The sequence below is a fragment of the Cohnella sp. SGD-V74 genome (assembly GCF_003001675.1).
Taxonomy (GTDB): domain Bacteria; phylum Bacillota; class Bacilli; order Paenibacillales; family Paenibacillaceae; genus Cohnella.
Genome location: NZ_PVYW01000002.1, coordinates 69,887 through 86,942, shown reverse-complemented (window position 1 = coordinate 86,942; position 17,056 = coordinate 69,887). Strand labels below are relative to the sequence as shown.

Here is a 17,056-nt window from a genome sequence, read left to right as displayed (position 1 = left end):
GGAGAGATTAAAATGAAAGGGATCATCATGGCGGGAGGAAGCGGAACGCGGTTGTATCCTCTGACGAAGGCCGTATCGAAGCAACTGCTTCCGGTCTACGACAAACCGATGATTTATTATCCGTTATCCGTGCTGATGATGGCCGGCATTCGCGACGTCATGATTATTAGCACGCCGGAAGATTGCGAACGCTTCGGGCAGCTGCTGGGAGACGGGACGGAGCTCGGCATCTCGATCCGCTATGCTCGGCAAGCTTCGCCGAACGGCATCGCGCAAGCCTTCGCCATCGCCGAATCGTTCATCGGCGGCGACAGCGTGACGCTGATTCTTGGGGATAATCTGTTCCACGGTCACAGGTTCCCCATGCTTCTGCGCAGGGCGATAAGCCTTAACGACGGGGCGACGATATTCGGCTATGCCGTCCGCGATCCCGAAAGATTCGGCGTCGTCGAGATCGATATCGAAGGTCGGGCCTTGTCCATCGAAGAGAAGCCGCTCCAGCCGAAGTCCAATTATGCGGTGACAGGGTTGTACATCTACGATAACCGCGTTGTCGAGATCGCCGGGAGAGTTCGCCCCTCTTCCAGGGGCGAATACGAAATTACGGATGTCAACGCGGCTTATTTGGCGGCTTCCGAATTGAAAGCGGAAGTGCTCGGGCGAGGGGTGACCTGGCTGGACACGGGCACGCACGAGTCTCTGATGGCAGCTTCCCAGTTCATCGAAACTGTCGAGAAGCGGCGAGGAATCAAAGTGGCATGTCTGGAGGAGATTGCTTACAAGCTGGGGTACATAACCAGGCAGCAGTTGTTGCAATTGGCGGAGCCGATGAAGAAGAACGGCTACGGGCAATACCTGATACGGATTGCCGGAAGAGAAGCGGAGATGAAAACCGTCTATGGCTGATCGCAACGAGGCAATCGATGTTTTCCGGGCAGTCGCCGTATTCTGCGTCGTTATTATCCACACCGAACCGTTCCTGCACTTGACCGGAGCGGGGCACGGAATCGGATTTGTCTTGATTACGGTGTCCCGGTTCGCCGTCCCCTTCTTTTTTCTCGTCTCGGGTTATCTGTTCGCCGCTAAAATCGCCCATTCCGATGCCCCGAACGCCTACTATCGCCAATATGTAGGGAAACTATTCAAAATGTACTTAGCCTGGCAGGCCGTTTATCTGATCTACGATGCCGCGACGTTCCAGGTCGGAGGAGCTCACACGTACAGGCAGGCAATGGCGGACATTCAAGCGATGGGGCTGACGGAGCTCGTCAAGCGTCCGATCGGCATGCTGTATTACGGCCTCTACTCCAGCGGTTACCAGCTCTGGTATTTGACCTCGCTGATTCTCTCCATATCGATTGTCTACCTGTTCCATAAACGAGGGGCGATAAAACTGCTGGTCGTGTCCAGCTTGCTGCTCCATCTGGCGGGAATTGCGGGCGGCTCGTATCTCGGGCTGTTTCCGCGCGACTTTATGGCTCGCGACGCCCTGTTTCTGGGACTGTTCTATACGATGCTGGGCTATGCGTTTCATCGGTACCGGGAGCCTATTCGTTCAAAATTGCAGGGTAAAGCGAAGCCTCTCCTGCTAGTCTTGCTGCTCTCGCTGGGGACCGAAATAGCCGAAAGAACGTTGATTGCCGCCTGGTTCAATACGGAACGGGGAGATTATTTCTTGTCGACCATTCTACTATGCTCGGCTCTGTTCCTGCTGCTTACGCTTCGCCCGGAAATCGGGCGCGGATCCGTGCTGGTGAAGATGGGGAAGCAGGCGGCGGGAATTTATCTGATTCACTTTCTGTACATTAACGGCACTTATCTTGTACTGGAAACAAACCGACTGTCGGGCCTTAGAGAAACCTGGATATGGGATATTCTGTTTACGCCATGCGTGATTGTTCTCTCCTACGTCTCCTATACCGGGCTGCAAACGATGAAAAGGTCGTTGGGAGTAATCAAGAAGACGAGGGAGAGATCGATCGCATGAACGAATTTCCTAAGAGCGGCGTCGGCAGGACGAATTATCTTGTGATCGGAGCGGGAATCGTAGGCTTAACGATTGCCAGGGAACTGAAGCGAAGATACCCCGAGTCTGCGGTATGCGTGATCGAGAAGGAGGGGCAAGTCGCCTTGCACTCCAGCGGCCGCAACAGCGGAGTGCTTCATGCCGGCTTCTATTATCCGGCGGACAGTTTGAAGGCTAGGTTCACCCGTGAAGGGAACCGCGCGATGACCCGCTATTGCGAGAGCAACGGTCTGAAAATCAACAAGTGCGGCAAGCTGATCGTGGCGACTTGCGAAGAGGAGCTCTCCGGTCTGGAAGAGTTGAAGCGGCGAGGAGATCGTAATGGAGTAGAGCTGATCTGGCTGACCGAGGAAGAGGCTCGGGAGATTGATCCCAACGTGCGAACTTTCCGCAAAGCTCTCTATTCCCCCAATACGGCTTCCGTCGATCCCGTGGAAGTATGCCGGCAGTTGAAATGGGACAACTCGCGCAGCGGGGTCGAATTCCGCTTCAACACCCGGTACGTTCGACACGAAGATAATCGGGTTTTCACCGACCGCGGCGTCATCCAATGCGATTATGTCGTCAATGCGGCGGGACTGTACGCCGACAAGATCGCGCATCGTTTCGGTTTCGGGAAGAGCTATACGATTATTCCGTTCAAAGGCATTTACTTGAAGTATGCGAAGAATAAGACCGATGTTTCAACCCACATCTATCCGGTTCCGAATCTGAACAATCCTTTCCTGGGCGTGCATTTTACGAAAACGGTCGACAGCGGCATCAAGATCGGGCCTACCGCGATTCCGGCGCTCTGGCGTGAAAATTATTCCGGTCTAAGCCGGTTTAACGCCGGAGAGTTCGCACAGATTTTGTATTACGAAGCAAAGCTGTTCCTGACTAACTCCTTCCGTTTCAGAACGCTTGCCATCGAAGAGCTCAAGAAGTACAGGAAGTCGAACTTCGTGGGCCTTTCATTGAAGATGGTCCGTCAGTTGGACGCAGGCGGGTTCGGAAGCTTCCTGAAACCGGGGATTCGCGCCCAGCTATTGAACAAGCAGACACTGGAGCTGGTTCAAGATTTCGTGCTGGAAGGAGATCACCGGTCCATGCACGTCCTGAACGCGGTATCTCCGGCATTTACTTGTTCGTTGCCGTTCGCGGAATACGTCGTCGAGGCGATCGCGGCCAAAAGGCGCGAGGCTTCCCAGCAAGCGGTTTCCGGAAGGCGAGTCGATTCGCTTAAGAGAGGGGTAGGAACATGAAAACCGTATTGGTGACCGGCGCGGGCGGGTACATTGGAAGCGTGTTGGTGCCGAAGCTGCTTGATCGTGGGTATAAGGTCAAAGCGCTGGACCGTTATTTCTTCGGAGAGAGGCACTTGAAGGAGCATCGGAACTTGGTTTTGATCAAGGACGATACAAGGCGGATGAAGGAAGAGTATTTCGCCGGGGTAGACGCCGTCATTGATCTTGTCGCGATCTCCAACGATCCAAGCGGTGAGCTGTTCGAAGAAGCTACTTATCAGATCAATCACATCTCGCGGGTCAACACGGCCGCAATCGCCAAGAGGCTGGGCGTAGAACGATATGTACTTCCTTCCTCCTGCAGCATCTACGGCTTCGTCGAACCGAACACGATCGTAGACGAAGAATCGGCAACCAATCCGTTAACGACTTACGCCAGGGCCAACGAGAGAGCCGAACTGGGCGTGCTGCCGCTGGCCGACGACCAATTTACCGTTGTCGTGATGAGGCAGGCTACCGTATACGGTTATTCGCCTCGAATGCGGTTCGATCTGGCCATTAACGGAATGACGCTCGGGGCTTATCGGAACGGCGTTATTCCGCTGATGCGGGACGGCTCGCAATGGCGGCCGATGGTGCACGTTCAGGATACGACGGATGTCATGTGCTTGCTGCTGGAGGCTGATTCAGCAGTCGTTAACCGCCAGATTTTTAACGTCGGCTCGAACCGCAACAATTATCAGCTTGGCCCGTTGGCCGAAGAAATCTTGTCCGCTCTGCCCAAACGGGTCGAAATCGCCTGGTACGGTTCGTCCGATCATCGATCCTATCGCGTCGGCTTCGATAAAATCACACGAATGCTGAATTGGGAGGCTAGATGGACGGCAGCGGACGGTGCAAGGGAAATCTACAACGCTTTGGAGAACGGAGAAATCTCGGAATTCGATCAGACAATCACTCTCGACTGGTACAAGGAGCTTACCAAATGGCATCGGATCATTAAGAATGTCGAGATGTACGGAGCTATTATCGATCTGTGAACGAAGAAGCAGGCGGGGTTAACCCGCCTGCTTGGTTTTGCTGCCGCTGCCGGCAATTGCGATGCCGCCGCCGGGATGGGGGTGGAGGGCGGCGCCCGCCTGCTCATGATCCGGAGCGGCTTTCCCGGGCGAGTCGCCCCTGTCCATCCGGCTGCTGCCGTTCAGGATGCCGCCCTCCTGAACGTGCAGAACGGCGGCTTGGGAATTGCCGTGAAGCTGCCCCGTAGCGGTGATGATCAGCTTGCCGAGCGTATGTACGTCCCCGTACACTTTGCCCGCGATGGTCACGTCTCGCGCCGTGATGTTCGACCGCGCCACGCCGCCTTTGCCTACGACAATGCTGCCCTTGCTCTCGATATCCCCGTGGTACGCTCCCTCGATCCTCACGTCCGCTTCGGATTTCATCAGCCCGTTAAACTCTGTGCCGGCGCCGATTAACGTATCCGTCGTACCGTTTCTGCGCTTGCTTCCGAACATGGCTCTCAATCCTCCTTCACTTGTCGCAAATAGGGGAGCGGGTTGACCGGCTTCTCGCTGGCGACGATCTGGAAGTGCAGATGCGGCCCGGTGCTGCGCCCGCTGTTGCCCATCTCCCCGATCCGGTCGCCCCGCTCTACCCGCTGGCCGATCTTCACTCCGATCTTGCTTAAATGCAAGTAGTGCGACTCCAAACCCGTCCGATGGGCAATGATGATATAATTACCACGTGTGCGATTGAACCCGGCCTCCGAGACCGTGCCGTCTCCGGCCGCGAAGATCGGATCGCCGACGTCGCCGGTAATGTCGACTCCGGCGTGGAAAGCGGATTTGCGCGTGAACGGATCGCTTCGGTAGCCGAACCCCGAGGTCAGCCGTCTGGAGACGGTCGGCCAGGCCGACGGCAGCGCGTCCAGCTCGGCCTGCCGCCGCTCCGCCTTACGGAGATTGGCTTCCATGGAATCGGCCAGCTCGCCCAGCATCTGCGATAATTCCGCGATGTCGTCGATCGTCAGTTCGACCGCGGCGGCCGACACCTTGTCGGATGCGGCGACCGCATAGGAGGATACCGCTACTTCGGAAGCGGGTCCGCCCTGCGGAATCGTCTGTCCGTCGCCGTATTGGCCGATGAATTGCCTGAGCTTGCTTTCCAGGACCGCCAATTCGTTCATCCTCGTCTGCAATTGCTCGGTGTGTTCGTTCAGTTCGAGCAATTCCTGCTTCAGGGAACGAATTTCTCCGTTCTTGGCCGCAAGCGCAGCTCCGCTGCGTGCTGCTCCGGCGTCGAGCAGCGCTTCAAGCTCGTGAATCCGCTGCAGCGCCTCCAGCTCCCGCGCCGCGAACGCCCCGGCGACCGTCAGCGCGGCGGCTACGGGGAGCGCGGCAATCGCTCGCCCGGACACCCGGAACTGCTTCACCCGATAGTCGGCGTCCCGGATCAGGATGAACGACCATTTCGCTTTCCGTCGTCTGTGTGCCATCGGCTCTCCTTTCGGAATCGAGATTTGTCGGGCTCTTCCCTGTACTACTGCTATTTATTCTTGAAAGCTTCCTTTCATTCCTGGAAATCATTAAGAGACGCGAGGGTACGATGGATATGATTGCGTTCGGACTTTGCCTGCTTCTGCTTATCTTTATCTTCCAGGCGGCCACCATTTTGCTGCTCGAGTTTCGGAGGCCGGCCCATGCGACGGCTTGGTTGTTCATCCTGTTTCTGTTCCCGTTCGTCGGCTTTATTCTCTACTACTTTCTGGCGACGGAGTATCGCAGAAGCCGTAAGGCCCGCCGCAGGGGCAGTCTGGACCAGCGCCGCCGCGCCAAGCTGCTCGCGATGACGATGACGGTGACGGACCCCGCCGCGCTGTCGCCGACCGGGATCGCGGAACAGCCTCGCTTGTTCCGCACGCTGCTCAAGCGCGGCGAGCTCCCCGTCTCGGGACGCAACCGGACGGCCGTGTTCAACAACGGCAAGGATACGTACGCTGCGATGCTGCACGCGATCGGCGAAGCGAAGTCGCACGTTCATATTTCGTCCTATATCGTCCGGGACGACGGCGTCGGCAGGCAGCTGCAGCAGATGCTGCTCCGCAAGGCGGCCGAGGGCGTGCAGGTCAAGCTGCTGTACGACGGCATCGGAAGCATCAAGCTTAAGGACTCCTATATCCGGATTCTGAGGGAGGGAGGCGTGGAATGCGCCTGCTTCTTCCCGCTTCGGCCATCGTTTCTCAAGAAGAGAATGAACTACCGCAATCATCGGAAAATCACGGTTGTGGACGGCAAAGTCGGCTTTATCGGAGGCTTGAACTTCGGCGACGAATACATCGGCAAGCACCCCCGTCTCGGCTATTGGCGGGATACGCATCTGATGCTGGAGGGAGATTCCGTCTATTGGCTTCAGGAAGTGTTTCTGAAAGACTGGGAGATCGCGACGCGCCTGAAGTCGGACGATCCGTCGTATTTCCCCGAACACGGAATTCCCGAGGCGGAGGCGGTACAGATCGTGCCGGCGGGACCGAACCGGAGAGGGGATGCGATTCACGATTCGGTGTTCGCGATGGCGAACGCCGCCAAGGAGCGCATCTGGATGACGACGCCGTATTTCATCCCGAGCGCAAGCGTGGCGATGGCGCTTCGCGACGCCGCTGTCAGCGGGATGGACGTTCGGCTGATCATTCCCTATGTTCCGGATACGTGGCTCGTTCACTTGGCGACGCTGTCCTATGCGGAGGAGATGATGCGTTCGGGCGTTCGGGTGTGGCAGTACAAGAAAGGTTTCGTCCACGCCAAGACGCTGGTCGTAGATCGCTTCGCCGCCGTCGTCGGTTCGGCGAATATGGATCTGCGGAGCTTCTACAGCAACTTCGAGATCAATGCGCATCTGTTCGATCCGGCTGCCATTGCCGAGGTGGAGCGGCATTTTCTGCAGGATTTGCAGGACAGCGAGGAGATCAACCTGCAGAAGTTCCTGAAGCGGTCGCGTACCCAGAAAGTCAAGGAAGCGATGGCGCGGATCCTCTCTCCGCTGCTGTAGCTATTTCTTGCCGAGCAGATGGGCGATGACCGGGCCGAGCGATTGTCTGGGCACCGCGGCAAGCGGATCTCCGCGCTCGCGGAGCCGCTGCGGCACATTCAGCAGGTGGAAGTCGGTCGGCTTGACGTCCTTGCGAACCTCGGCGCGGGTCAGCGGGGTCGATACCGTAGCCATGGGACGCGCGCGGGGGGAGTAGGGAGCGGGGAGCGTCTTGCCGGCGTAATGCTGCAAATAATCGAGATAGATCAGCGGACCGCGGTCCTTCTTCAGCCGTTCCACCGTGAAGAGGCGGGGATGGCGCGCGACGAGATATTCGGAGAGAAATTTGCCGAAGCGGCGCAGCTCGTCGAAGTCCGGACCGCGCTCGATCGGCATAACGATTTGCACGCCGGTCGCTCCCGACGTTTTGGCCACGGCGCTCAGACCGAGGGAATCCAGCGCCTGCAGCACATGCTCCGTGGCTTCCATGAGGTAGGGTTCTACGCTAAGAGATGGATCGATGTCGAGCATCCACGTATTGGGCAGCGGGTTGTCGATCTCGTCGGAGGAGACGTGGAATTCGAGGCTGTACAGGCTTCCCATCCAGAGCAGCGTCTTCACGGAGTCCAGCACGACATAGTTGATGCTGCCGTCCTTGGCGGTTCGCACGTATTCCGGGATCGGCTCGGGGCAGTTTTTCTGATAAAAGGATACGCCGTGTATCCCCTCCGGATAGCGAATCGTCGTCAAATAGCGGCCTTCGGCGTACGGAAGCAGGAAAGGTGCCAGCTCTGCCAAGAGCTGCACGTATTTCAGCTTCGTAATGCCGGCTTCCGGCCAGATCGGCTTATCCGGATGGGAGATGGCCAGCTCGTGTTCTCCCAGCCGCACGACCGTTTTCGTTTTGACCATGCTCGAAGAGACCTCCTTTTTCCGACAAATCGGACTTCATCTAATCCGCTCCGTTCTGTCCGACGACGCATTCCGCCAAATAACGCTCAGGCAGCAGCGCCTGAATGCTCGATTGTCTCATCGTTCCCCCTTGGGTCCAGTTCAGGAACTGCACCTTGGCAACCAGATGCGGCCGCACCCAGGTGACGCCTTTCTCCCTGTCGGGCCGGCTTGCGAACGGCATCTCCCGCACGGCCAGCGAAGGAATTCGCTCGGTCAGCGCCCTCCAGTCTTCCCGCGAGAGCTTCCCGGTCCCCGCGTACCCGATATAACGCAGCTTCTCTGTCCCGTCGAACAAGCCGAGCAGCAGCGAGTTGACCGTCGGCCCGTTGTAGGTGACGCCCCCTACCGCGGCATACAGATCGCGCGTCAGCTTCAGCTTGCGCCAGCGGCCGTCCTTCTTGCCGATTCCGTAAGCTTCGCCCAGCTTCTTGCAGACGACGCCTTCCATCCCGCGGGCTTTCATCAGCTCCAGCAGGCCGGCGGAATCGTGAAAGTTGCGGCACAGCTGAACGCGTTCGTTCGGCACGACGATCTTCTCCAGCAAGCTTTGCCTGTGCTCCAGCGGCAGGTCCACGACCCATTTTCCGCCCGAATACAGCACGTCGAAAATCATATAAGTGACGGGAACTCTGGGAAGCGCAGCGGCGATGCCCGATTGCGTGCGCAGGCCGTCGCGTTTCATCACCTCCTGAAAAGAAGGCCGTGCCTTGTCGAAGGCGATGAATTCTCCGTCGAGAATGAAGGAGGAGGAAGAGCAGTAGACGGTCGGATCGGCGAATTCGGGATATTGCGGCGTATGGTCGTTGCGCCGCCGATTGATCAGGCGGGCTTCCCGCCCGTCGAAGTAGCTGAGCATCCGAACGCCGTCCCATTTGATCTGCGCCACCCAGTCGTCCCCTTGCGGCAAGTCCGTCACCGCAATCGGCTCGAACGGAATGACCGGCTCCAGCTTCATGGCCAAGGTCCGGGAGCAAGCTTAAGCGGGAAGAACGGCCTGGCCGGCGGGATCGCATTCGACGCTTTCATACCGTCAAGGCACCGCCCCTTCTTTCTTGCGTCCGCGCGTGCCGCGGGGCTTCGCTTTGCCGCGGTCTCCTCCGGCTCCGGCATCGTCGGAGTCTGCCGGGGCGGCTCCCGGTTGGGCGGCTTCCAGACTGGCTTGAAGCGCGGCCATCAGATCGATGACGTTCGTTCTCTCCACGTCCGGAGCGGTGACGATGTCCGCGCCTTCTCCGGAAATTTTGCGCTGAATCGCTTCCTGCAGGGCGATGCGGTAGTCGTCGGTGTACTTCCCGGGCTCGAACGGGGTCGACAACTGCTCGATGAGCATCTTGGCCATCGTCAGCTCCTTCTCGTTGACGTTCGTCTGCTCGGGCAAGTTGGGGACGAGCTGCAGCGGGCGAATCTCGTCCGGATAATGCATCGTCTCCATACATATGCAGTTGTCGACCGGCCTTATAGCGGCGAGGCTGCTTTTGCTGCGGATGGCGATTTTGGCAATGCCGATTTTGCCGGACTGCCGCATCGCTTCCAGCAGCAGACTATACGCACCCGATCCGGCTTGATCGGGAGACAGGTAATACGCCTTCTGGTAGTACAGCGGATCGATCTCCGTCAGATCGACGAAGTCGAGAATCTGAATCGTCTTCGTATTGTCCGGCTTGATCGCCTCCAGCTCCTCCGGCTCGAACAGCACGAACCGTCCTTTCTCCTGCTCGTAGCCGCGGGCAATCTCTTCCCAAGCGACCTCCTTCTCGCAGTGGGGGCAAGTGCGAACGTTGGCGATCGGCGTGCCGCAGGCTTTGTGAATCATCCTCAGATGAATATCCTTGTCCTCAGTGGCGGTGAACATTTTGACGGGAACGTGCACGAGCCCGAAGCTGATCGCGCCTTTCCAGACCGTATGCATGGCTAACGCTCCTTTGCTGTAGAGGTTCGACGAAATTTGAATTCGGGAAGCCGACAACCGGACTTTTATGAACACGGCTTTAAGTTGCCCATTCGCATGGAAAACAACCGGACAGGGAATATTGGAAAGGACTTATTCCATTGCCGAAGGGGGATGTCGCAAGTGGCTTCAGAAGAAGACGGGAAAGGGCTCGAGGACTCGATTCACGAAGGCAGGGACGAATACGATATGGAAGTCGACCGCATGGTGAACGAAGGGCTGGGCGGCGGACAGGTTACTTTTCAGAACGGATGGGTGCCGGATATCGAGGAAACATTGGAGGACTGATTCTATGGATGCGCAAAGAGCGAAGGAAATTTACGAATCGGCGGATAACATCAAAGTTCGCCTGGACAGCGGAGAGCCGGTCTGGATCGAACGCGTGGACGTCGAGGGAGGCGTGGCGACCGTTCAGGTCGGCCAGAGTCCGACGGACGTGCAGACGGTCGGGGTGGAACGGCTGGAAGAAGTATCCCATTAGCAGGGATGGGCGCGTCGTGCACACGGATTTCCTCGGAGTGGGGCTTACTTTTTGAAAGCGATTCATTCGCGTGTTACAATTAAGTGGAGCTTCCTAATTTTCACATGAGGAGTGAGTGCGATGTACGACGTTGCCATTATCGGCGGAGGACCGGCGGGAGCCAGCGCCGCAATTTTTACCGCCAAGGCCGGCAAGAAAACGCTGGTGATCGATAACGATCAGAGCGTAACGAAACGCGCATGGGTGGAAAACCATTACGGAGCCGAAGGGATCACCGGTCCCGATCTCGTAGCCGTAGGCAAGAAGCAGGCGGTCAAGTTCGGAGCGGAGTTCGTGACGGGCAAAGCGACAAAGCTCGTTCCCGGGAATGGCTCGGTTACGATCGAAGCGGACGGACAGTCTTACGAGGCGCTTCATGTCATTATTGCTACCGGCCTGTTCGCGGACGTCGCCGAGGCAAGCGGCATCGTCACCAAGCCCGGCACGGAGCCGAGGATCAAGACAATCGTCGACTGCGCGCCCGACGGCAAGACGAATCTCGCCAACGTATGGGCGGCCGGCACGATCGCCGGAGTGAGCATGCACACGATCATTACCGCGGGCGACGGCGCGAAAGTGGCAATCAACGTCGTCAGCGAGCTGAACGGAGAGCGGTACGTCGATCATGACGTTCTGAAGGTTTAAGCGGGAATAATTAAGAAGGCTTTGCGTCACCCCGATATGGGGAGGCGCAAAGCCTTCTGTTAGGTTTCGGAACAACTTCGTTCGGGCATCGCCCTTCCACCCCAACTCCCTGTCATCCGTCTGCGCGTCGGATTCCCGGCTTATTGCAGCAGCTCCCTGATTTTCGAATCCGGCTCCATCCCCAGTTCGGAGCGCAGCAGCAGCTCCAATTGCCGGTATTGCCGGATCGCTTCGTTTTTGCGGCCGAGCTCGAGGAAGATGCGGATCAGTTCGATATGTACATCTTCGCGCAAGGCGTCCAGCTTCAAGATTTCGCCATAGCCGTTCAACGCCTGAAGCAGTTGCCCCCGTTGACGGTAATGGCGGGCTTGCAGCTCCAACAGCTCCGTGTACTGACGCTCGAGATTCAGTGCGTATCCGCTGGCCCAATCATAAGCTTTGCCCCGCAGCAGCGGTCCCGAGTATAGCGCCTCGGCTCTTTGGAGCAGGCCGGCGTTTCGTTCCGGGTCGCGTCGGATTTCCTTCAGCAACCGTTCGAATTCGTGCAGATCGCAGTACAACTCGTCCGCGTTGATCCGGATTTCATTGCCCGCCATCGAGATTTCGCATTTATGCCCGTCCGCATTAATTGCCTTGCGAACGTAATACAGCGTGGAATTCAAGTTTTTCCAGGCTTTGTCGGGCACGAATCCGTTCCATAGCGTATCGATGATTTCCTCTCGGTGCACGGTCCGCTTGCACACCAGAAAGGCGAACAGTTCTTCGGTTTTCGGACTTCTCAGCTTGACGGCTTCTCGTACGCCGTCTGCGTCCCGTACGCTTACGGTCATGCCGTTGAACAGAAACACTTCGAGCGGCGGCCTTGACGCCTCGATCGACGGGCGTCCTGCCCGGATTCTCTTCATCGTGACGTTCAGCCGCTCCGCCGTGACCGGCTTCATAATATAGTCCACGGCGTTCAACTCGAAGGCGTGAACCGCATACGCGTCATAACCGGTAACAAAAACGATTTTGATCGACTCGTTAACGTCCGTCAGCAGCTTCGACAATTGCATGCCGTTGATGTCCGGCATGGAGATGTCCAGAAAAGCGACGTCCACGGCATGCGTTTTGGCATATTCGTGCGCTTCCTGCGAGTCCAGAAACAGGACGACTTCGCTAGGCTCGCCGTATTCGGCGACGATGCGCCTCAGTCTCATCGCCGCAAGCTCCTCGTCGTCTACAATCATGATTCGCAGCATCCGTCAACCTCCTTTCGCCATCGGGTTTTCTCCGGGAAGCGCGATCTCGATTCGCGTGCCTCGGCCTTCCTTGCTCTCGATCCGCATTTCCGTACCGTACAGAAGCCGCAGGCGCTGGCTGATGTTCCACAACCCGATGCCTTTCGCCGCCGAATCCGGATGGAGCACGCTGTCCAGCTTCTGCGGGCTCATCCCGCGGCCGTTGTCTTCTATGCATAAAACAATGCCGTTCCCCAAGCCTCCCTTAACGAGAAGGCTCACCTTGCCTCCCCTGGAGTTGGACATGACTCCGTGCCGAATCGCATTTTCCACCAGCGGTTGAACGATGAGCGGAGGGATCAGCAGGTTCGGATCGGCGTCTACCTCGTACTCCACTTGCAGCCGAGCTCCGAAGCGGGCTTGCTCGATCGCGACATAGGAGCGGACCAATTCCAACTCGTTGCTAAGCGTCGTTAACGCGTCCAGATGCTTGAAGTCGAAGCTGCTGCGCAAATAACGCGACAATTGCAGCGTAACCTCCTCCGCCTGCCGGGAATCGGTCACGCACAGCTCGGCGATCGCGGTCAAGGCGTTGTACAGGAAATGAGGCTTGATCTGGGAGCGCAGGAAGGCGATCTCGGCGTCCCGGGCCAGCTTGACCGACGATTTCAGCTTCGAGAGGCTTCTGACCCGGGCCATCAGCTCCTCGGATTCGAACGGCTTGGCGACGAAGTCGTTGGCTCCCAGCTCCATTGCCAGCCGAATGTCCTCGCTGCGGCTTCGCGCCGTCAACATCAGAACGGGCAGCTCGAAGGGAGAGAACCGTTCGCGGATGCGGCGCAGCACCTCGAAGCCGGACAGATCGGGCATCGTAATGTCCAGAATGACGAGCAGAAACTCCTGACGCGAGAGAACGGCTTCCAGCGCCAATTCTCCGCGGTTGACGGCGACGATCGTTTGCTTCTCGAGCTTGAACAGATTGATCATGCTTTGCAGATTCAGTGCATTATCGTCCACGATCAGTATCGATTCCGGCTGTTCGCCTTCGACGCGCAGCGGATATTCCTGATGAGCCAGATCAGCCTCGGAGAAAAGGGTCTCGTTCGCATATCGCGGCGGCTCTGCTTCCGTTTTGACGGATTTGCCAGGCGCAACGGGCAACGTAAACGAGAAGGTTGCGCCTTGCCCAGGAGTCGAGCGAACGCCGATGCGCCCTCCGTGCAGTTCGACGAGACGTTTCGTAATGCTCAATCCGAGCCCGGTTCCGGCGTATTGGGCCCCTTCCGCATGCTCTCCTTGCTCGTAATCCATGAAGATGCGCTCCTGCATGTGAGGCTCTATGCCGATTCCGGTATCCTTGACGCGAATGTCGACCCATTCCCCCGCAACCGCCGCGCTTACTTCCACGACTCCCCGGTCGCAGAACTTGATCGCGTTGCCGATCAGGTTGTGCAAAATTTGCGTAAGCCGGATGCCGTCCGCATGAACGAGAGGCAGGTCGTCCGACACCCGGTTGACGAGCGTCACGTTTTTTCCTTCCAATAAGAAGAGATGAATGCGCATGACCGATTCTACGTACGCCTTCAAGAGGAGACGGCTTTTGTGCAGCTTCATGTCCCCGTGCTTCAGCTTGGAATAGTCGAGCAGTTCGTTGACGAGATGAGTCAGCCGTCTTCCGCTTCCGACTACGAGCGACAGATTTTGCGCCTGCTCTCCGTTGACCGGGCCGTTCACCCCTTTAAGAAGCGTCTCGGAGATGTTGACGATGGCGTTCAGCGGCGTTCTCAGTTCATGGGAAGTGTTGGACAGGAAATCGTCTTTGATTTTGTCCAGGCGCAGCAACTGGTCCTTCATCTCATTGATCGTATGGTACGCTTCGAAAAAACGGAGAACGATGAGAAGAAGCATGGCCAGATTAAAGGCGACGATGCAGAATTGGCTGAATTGCAGCGACGAGCTGACGCTTAACGCGAACAAAATCGTATCTATGGAGTAAAAATTGATCGGCAGGATGGCGATGCACAGCAGAAAGGACTTCCAGCGATGGCCTTCCCCGCCGCGGATATACAAATAAGCAGCTCTTGCGAAAAGCCAGGCGAGCAGCAGTTGGTACATAATGACGATGTAATATTGAATCGGCGTATACGCACTGATGGGGAGGAATACGATGACGATCGCGAAAGCTCCCAGCACGAGCGTTACGGCCAGCATTAGCCTGAAGGAAATGATGCTTCTTTGCAGTTGATAGAACGATAGGGCTATCGCCATGCAAGTGAGAACCGAGGCTACATCTTTGATTTTGTACAGCGTTACGAACGAGACGTCCGGGATCAGCAGCATCAGCGAACGTTCGCCCATCAGACTATGATAGATGCCGGCTACCGCGCAGAGAAGCGCCAGCATCAGCAAGGAGTAATCCTTCCTGTTGTACATAGCCGCCGCAATGAAGCAGATGACGTAGATCAGCGCCAATGTGCCGAGAATCGAGAGAATGACGAATTCCCGCGCCATCGTTTTCTGCTGAAGGCCGTTCAACGCCTCCTGCTTGCCGAACAGGAGAGGGACGACAACGCCGGAATTGACGTAGTCGTAGTTAGCCGCTTGCACGACGATCTCGACCTCTCCGCCGTCGCTGTAGAAAGCGTTCAACTGAGGCCGATTGCCCGGCTCGTAAGCCTGGTCGCCGCTGCCCGGCAGTCCGTCCGCCAGAAGCTCCTCCCCGTTCACGTAAATCCGGCTCGAAAATCGGATGTTCGTTTTTTTCAAAGCGTACACTCCGGAAGACGGGAGATCGGTCAACACCATCCGATACGTCGCCGAGCCGTAGACAGGCAGCTTGTCCCCGTTAACAACTTGTCCGTTCCAGGAGGAGGGAATCGTCATATAGGCGGCGCTTCCGGTCAACGCTTCTCCCTGTGTCCGGAAGTCCTCGGGGGTCAGCAGACGGTTCCAGTAAAATTCCCATTCTCCGTCCAGCTTGACGGCGGGACTCTGCTCGGGGTCCCAATTTTGCAAGCTTGCCGCTCCGCCGCGAACCTGCAGGGAATCTCGTGAGTCGTCTCCGCTTCCCGTCAGCCATAGAGCAAAGAGCGAAGCAAGCAAAAGAGTGATCGCGCCGATCACGATCGACCTTCTCAGCGGCGTTTTTCCGGGCACTGTCTCTCCTCCTTTCTTATGCCATTCTATCAGCTTACCTTATCGGAATAAACAAATTGTAAACAAGGTTCGACAAGAGGCGGGGTTAGGCGCGTTCTTGTTTATTTTTCGTTTATTGTCCCAATGTATAGTGAGGTAGATTATTGTCGAAGTCGAGATAGATAACAGTTTGATTACTAGAATTTGGAGGTATACTGATGCGCAGGAAGCGGCTGAAGAAGTTTTCCATTTTGACTTTATGCTCTACTATAATGCTGCAACTCTTGTCCACGTTGTCTGTACAACAGAGTTTTGCGGCAGAACCTGAAAGAGCTGATCCGAATTCGCACCTCATCTTCACCGTGGCGGGGATGTATCACCAGTTGGGTTATAACGGTGACAATCAACCCGCGATAGAGGCCAAATTGAGCGATCCTGTCGGGGTGACTGCAAGCACTTACGGGATCTATATTGCAGACAGGGGGAACAACCGAATCCGCAAGGTGGATCAGGATGGCCTAATCACCACGGTTGCAAGCTCATTAAACCAGCCTTCCGGAGTGGCAATGGATAGTGAAGGAAATCTCTATATTGCGGATGGGTGGAACAATCGGGTCCTGAAACGAACTGCAACTCCCCCCAATTCCATCATCACGGTGGCTGGGGATGGGAGTGCGGCTTTTGGCGGGGACGATGGGCCGGCGACAAGCGCTCAATTAGACTCCCCTAACGGAATAGTCTTAGACAGTGAAGGAAATCTCTATATTGCGGATACAAATAACCATCGAATTCGGAAAGTAGATTTGACGGGCAAGATCACGACGGTGGCGGGGAATGGGGATAGCGGCTATAACGGAGACAATCAGCCGGCGACAGGAGCCAGTTTAAACTTTCCGATGGATGTCGCCGTTGACAGTGCGGGGAACCTCTATATTGCGGATATGGATAATCATCGAGTACGGAAAGTAGATACACATGGTCAGATTACCACGGTGGCGGGGAATGGACATAACGGTTCTGGCGGAGAGAACGGGCCGGCGATAGAAGCCCGGGTAAATCCCTATGGAGTGGCTCTTGACCAAGCAGGGAATCTCTATATTGCGGATCCGACAAGCGATAAAATTCTGAAAGTAGATTCGGAGGGCATACTCACCAGCGTGGCGGGGGGCGGTATTTCTAGCGGCAATGAAGAGGTGTATGACTTTTCAGCGAAAAAAGCCCATTTGAGCAATCCTTTCGGATTGACCGTAGACAGCTCGGGGAAGACCCTTTATTTTGCGGAGTATGATACCAAATTAATTCGTAAAGTGAGATTAAGGCCAGATGCGCCGAACGTTTCGGTGAACGACGTGGCCA

At 56.7% G+C, this 17,056-nt stretch carries 14 protein-coding genes and 3 pseudogenes; 9 read left to right on the top strand and 8 right to left on the bottom strand.

Annotation, left to right across the window (positions count from 1 at the left end; all coding sequences use genetic code 11):
- Positions 1–12: 12 nt before the first annotated feature.
- The 4 genes from rfbA to B0G52_RS03110 are packed head-to-tail and all read left to right on the top strand — an operon-like array spanning position 13 to position 4,292.
- Positions 13–906, top strand: a complete 894-nt coding sequence (rfbA, locus tag B0G52_RS03125; RefSeq protein WP_094042067.1) for a glucose-1-phosphate thymidylyltransferase RfbA — start codon at positions 13–15, stop codon at positions 904–906.
- Complete coding sequence (locus B0G52_RS03120) at positions 899–1,987, top strand: acyltransferase family protein (RefSeq protein ID WP_094042066.1); 1,089 nt, start codon at positions 899–901, stop codon at positions 1,985–1,987. The genes rfbA and B0G52_RS03120 overlap by 8 nt, the downstream gene beginning before the upstream one ends.
- Positions 1,984–3,270: an L-2-hydroxyglutarate oxidase gene (lhgO, locus tag B0G52_RS03115; protein ID WP_094042065.1), complete on the top strand. Its 1,287-nt coding sequence runs from the start codon at positions 1,984–1,986 to the stop codon at positions 3,268–3,270. The genes B0G52_RS03120 and lhgO overlap by 4 nt, the downstream gene beginning before the upstream one ends.
- On the top strand, positions 3,267–4,292 hold the full coding sequence (locus tag B0G52_RS03110; protein WP_094042064.1) for an NAD-dependent epimerase/dehydratase family protein: 1,026 nt from the start codon (positions 3,267–3,269) through the stop codon (positions 4,290–4,292). The genes lhgO and B0G52_RS03110 overlap by 4 nt, the downstream gene beginning before the upstream one ends.
- 18 nt (positions 4,293–4,310) lie before the next feature.
- On the opposite strand, the gene B0G52_RS03105 is transcribed toward B0G52_RS03110, so the two are convergent.
- Positions 4,311–4,769, bottom strand: coding sequence for a bactofilin family protein (locus B0G52_RS03105; protein WP_094042063.1), 459 nt, complete (start codon positions 4,767–4,769; stop codon positions 4,311–4,313).
- A gap of 5 nt (positions 4,770–4,774) precedes the next feature.
- On the bottom strand, positions 4,775–5,749 hold the full coding sequence (locus B0G52_RS03100) for a M23 family metallopeptidase (protein WP_094042062.1): 975 nt from the start codon (positions 5,747–5,749) through the stop codon (positions 4,775–4,777).
- A gap of 110 nt (positions 5,750–5,859) precedes the next feature.
- On the opposite strand from B0G52_RS03100, the gene cls reads away from it, so the two are divergent.
- Entirely contained in the window at positions 5,860–7,299 is a 1,440-nt protein-coding gene (gene cls / locus B0G52_RS03095; RefSeq protein WP_233162323.1) for a cardiolipin synthase, read from the top strand.
- On the opposite strand, the gene ligD is transcribed toward cls, so the two are convergent.
- From ligD to ku, 3 genes are all read right to left on the bottom strand, one after another.
- Complete coding sequence (gene ligD / locus B0G52_RS03090) at positions 7,300–8,190, bottom strand: non-homologous end-joining DNA ligase (protein WP_094042061.1); 891 nt, start codon at positions 8,188–8,190, stop codon at positions 7,300–7,302.
- Positions 8,191–8,230: 40 nt separating this feature from the next.
- Entirely contained in the window at positions 8,231–9,187 is a 957-nt protein-coding gene (locus tag B0G52_RS03085; protein ID WP_198960585.1) for an ATP-dependent DNA ligase, read from the bottom strand.
- A gap of 75 nt (positions 9,188–9,262) precedes the next feature.
- Complete coding sequence (gene ku / locus B0G52_RS03080) at positions 9,263–10,141, bottom strand: non-homologous end joining protein Ku (RefSeq protein WP_094042060.1); 879 nt, start codon at positions 10,139–10,141, stop codon at positions 9,263–9,265.
- A 162-nt stretch (positions 10,142–10,303) separates the two neighbouring features.
- Here ku and B0G52_RS35840 point away from each other — a divergent pair, with 162 nt between their 5' ends.
- The 3 genes from B0G52_RS35840 (at position 10,304) to B0G52_RS03070 (ending at position 11,345) form a co-directional block, all read left to right on the top strand.
- Positions 10,304–10,468: a hypothetical protein gene (locus B0G52_RS35840; protein WP_198960598.1), complete on the top strand. Its 165-nt coding sequence runs from the start codon at positions 10,304–10,306 to the stop codon at positions 10,466–10,468.
- A gap of 4 nt (positions 10,469–10,472) precedes the next feature.
- On the top strand, positions 10,473–10,661 hold the full coding sequence (locus tag B0G52_RS03075) for an H-type small acid-soluble spore protein (protein ID WP_094042059.1): 189 nt from the start codon (positions 10,473–10,475) through the stop codon (positions 10,659–10,661).
- A gap of 120 nt (positions 10,662–10,781) precedes the next feature.
- Complete coding sequence (locus tag B0G52_RS03070) at positions 10,782–11,345, top strand: FAD-dependent oxidoreductase (protein WP_094042058.1); 564 nt, start codon at positions 10,782–10,784, stop codon at positions 11,343–11,345.
- A 140-nt stretch (positions 11,346–11,485) separates the two neighbouring features.
- Here the strand turns inward: B0G52_RS03070 and B0G52_RS36575 are convergent.
- The 3 genes and pseudogenes from B0G52_RS36575 to B0G52_RS03060 all read right to left on the bottom strand — a co-directional run.
- Positions 11,486–11,887, bottom strand: a pseudogene (locus B0G52_RS36575) (AfsR/SARP family transcriptional regulator); the annotation flags it as partial.
- A gap of 381 nt (positions 11,888–12,268) precedes the next feature.
- Positions 12,269–12,574 (bottom strand): annotated as a pseudogene (locus B0G52_RS36570) (LytR/AlgR family response regulator transcription factor); the annotation flags it as partial.
- Positions 12,575–12,589: 15 nt separating this feature from the next.
- Positions 12,590–15,721: an ATP-binding protein gene (locus B0G52_RS03060; RefSeq protein WP_094042056.1), complete on the bottom strand. Its 3,132-nt coding sequence runs from the start codon at positions 15,719–15,721 to the stop codon at positions 12,590–12,592.
- A 197-nt stretch (positions 15,722–15,918) separates the two neighbouring features.
- On the opposite strand from B0G52_RS03060, the pseudogene B0G52_RS36565 reads away from it, so the two are divergent.
- Positions 15,919–16,680: pseudogene (locus B0G52_RS36565) on the top strand (NHL domain-containing protein); the annotation flags it as partial.
- Positions 16,681–17,056: the final 376 nt, after the last annotated feature.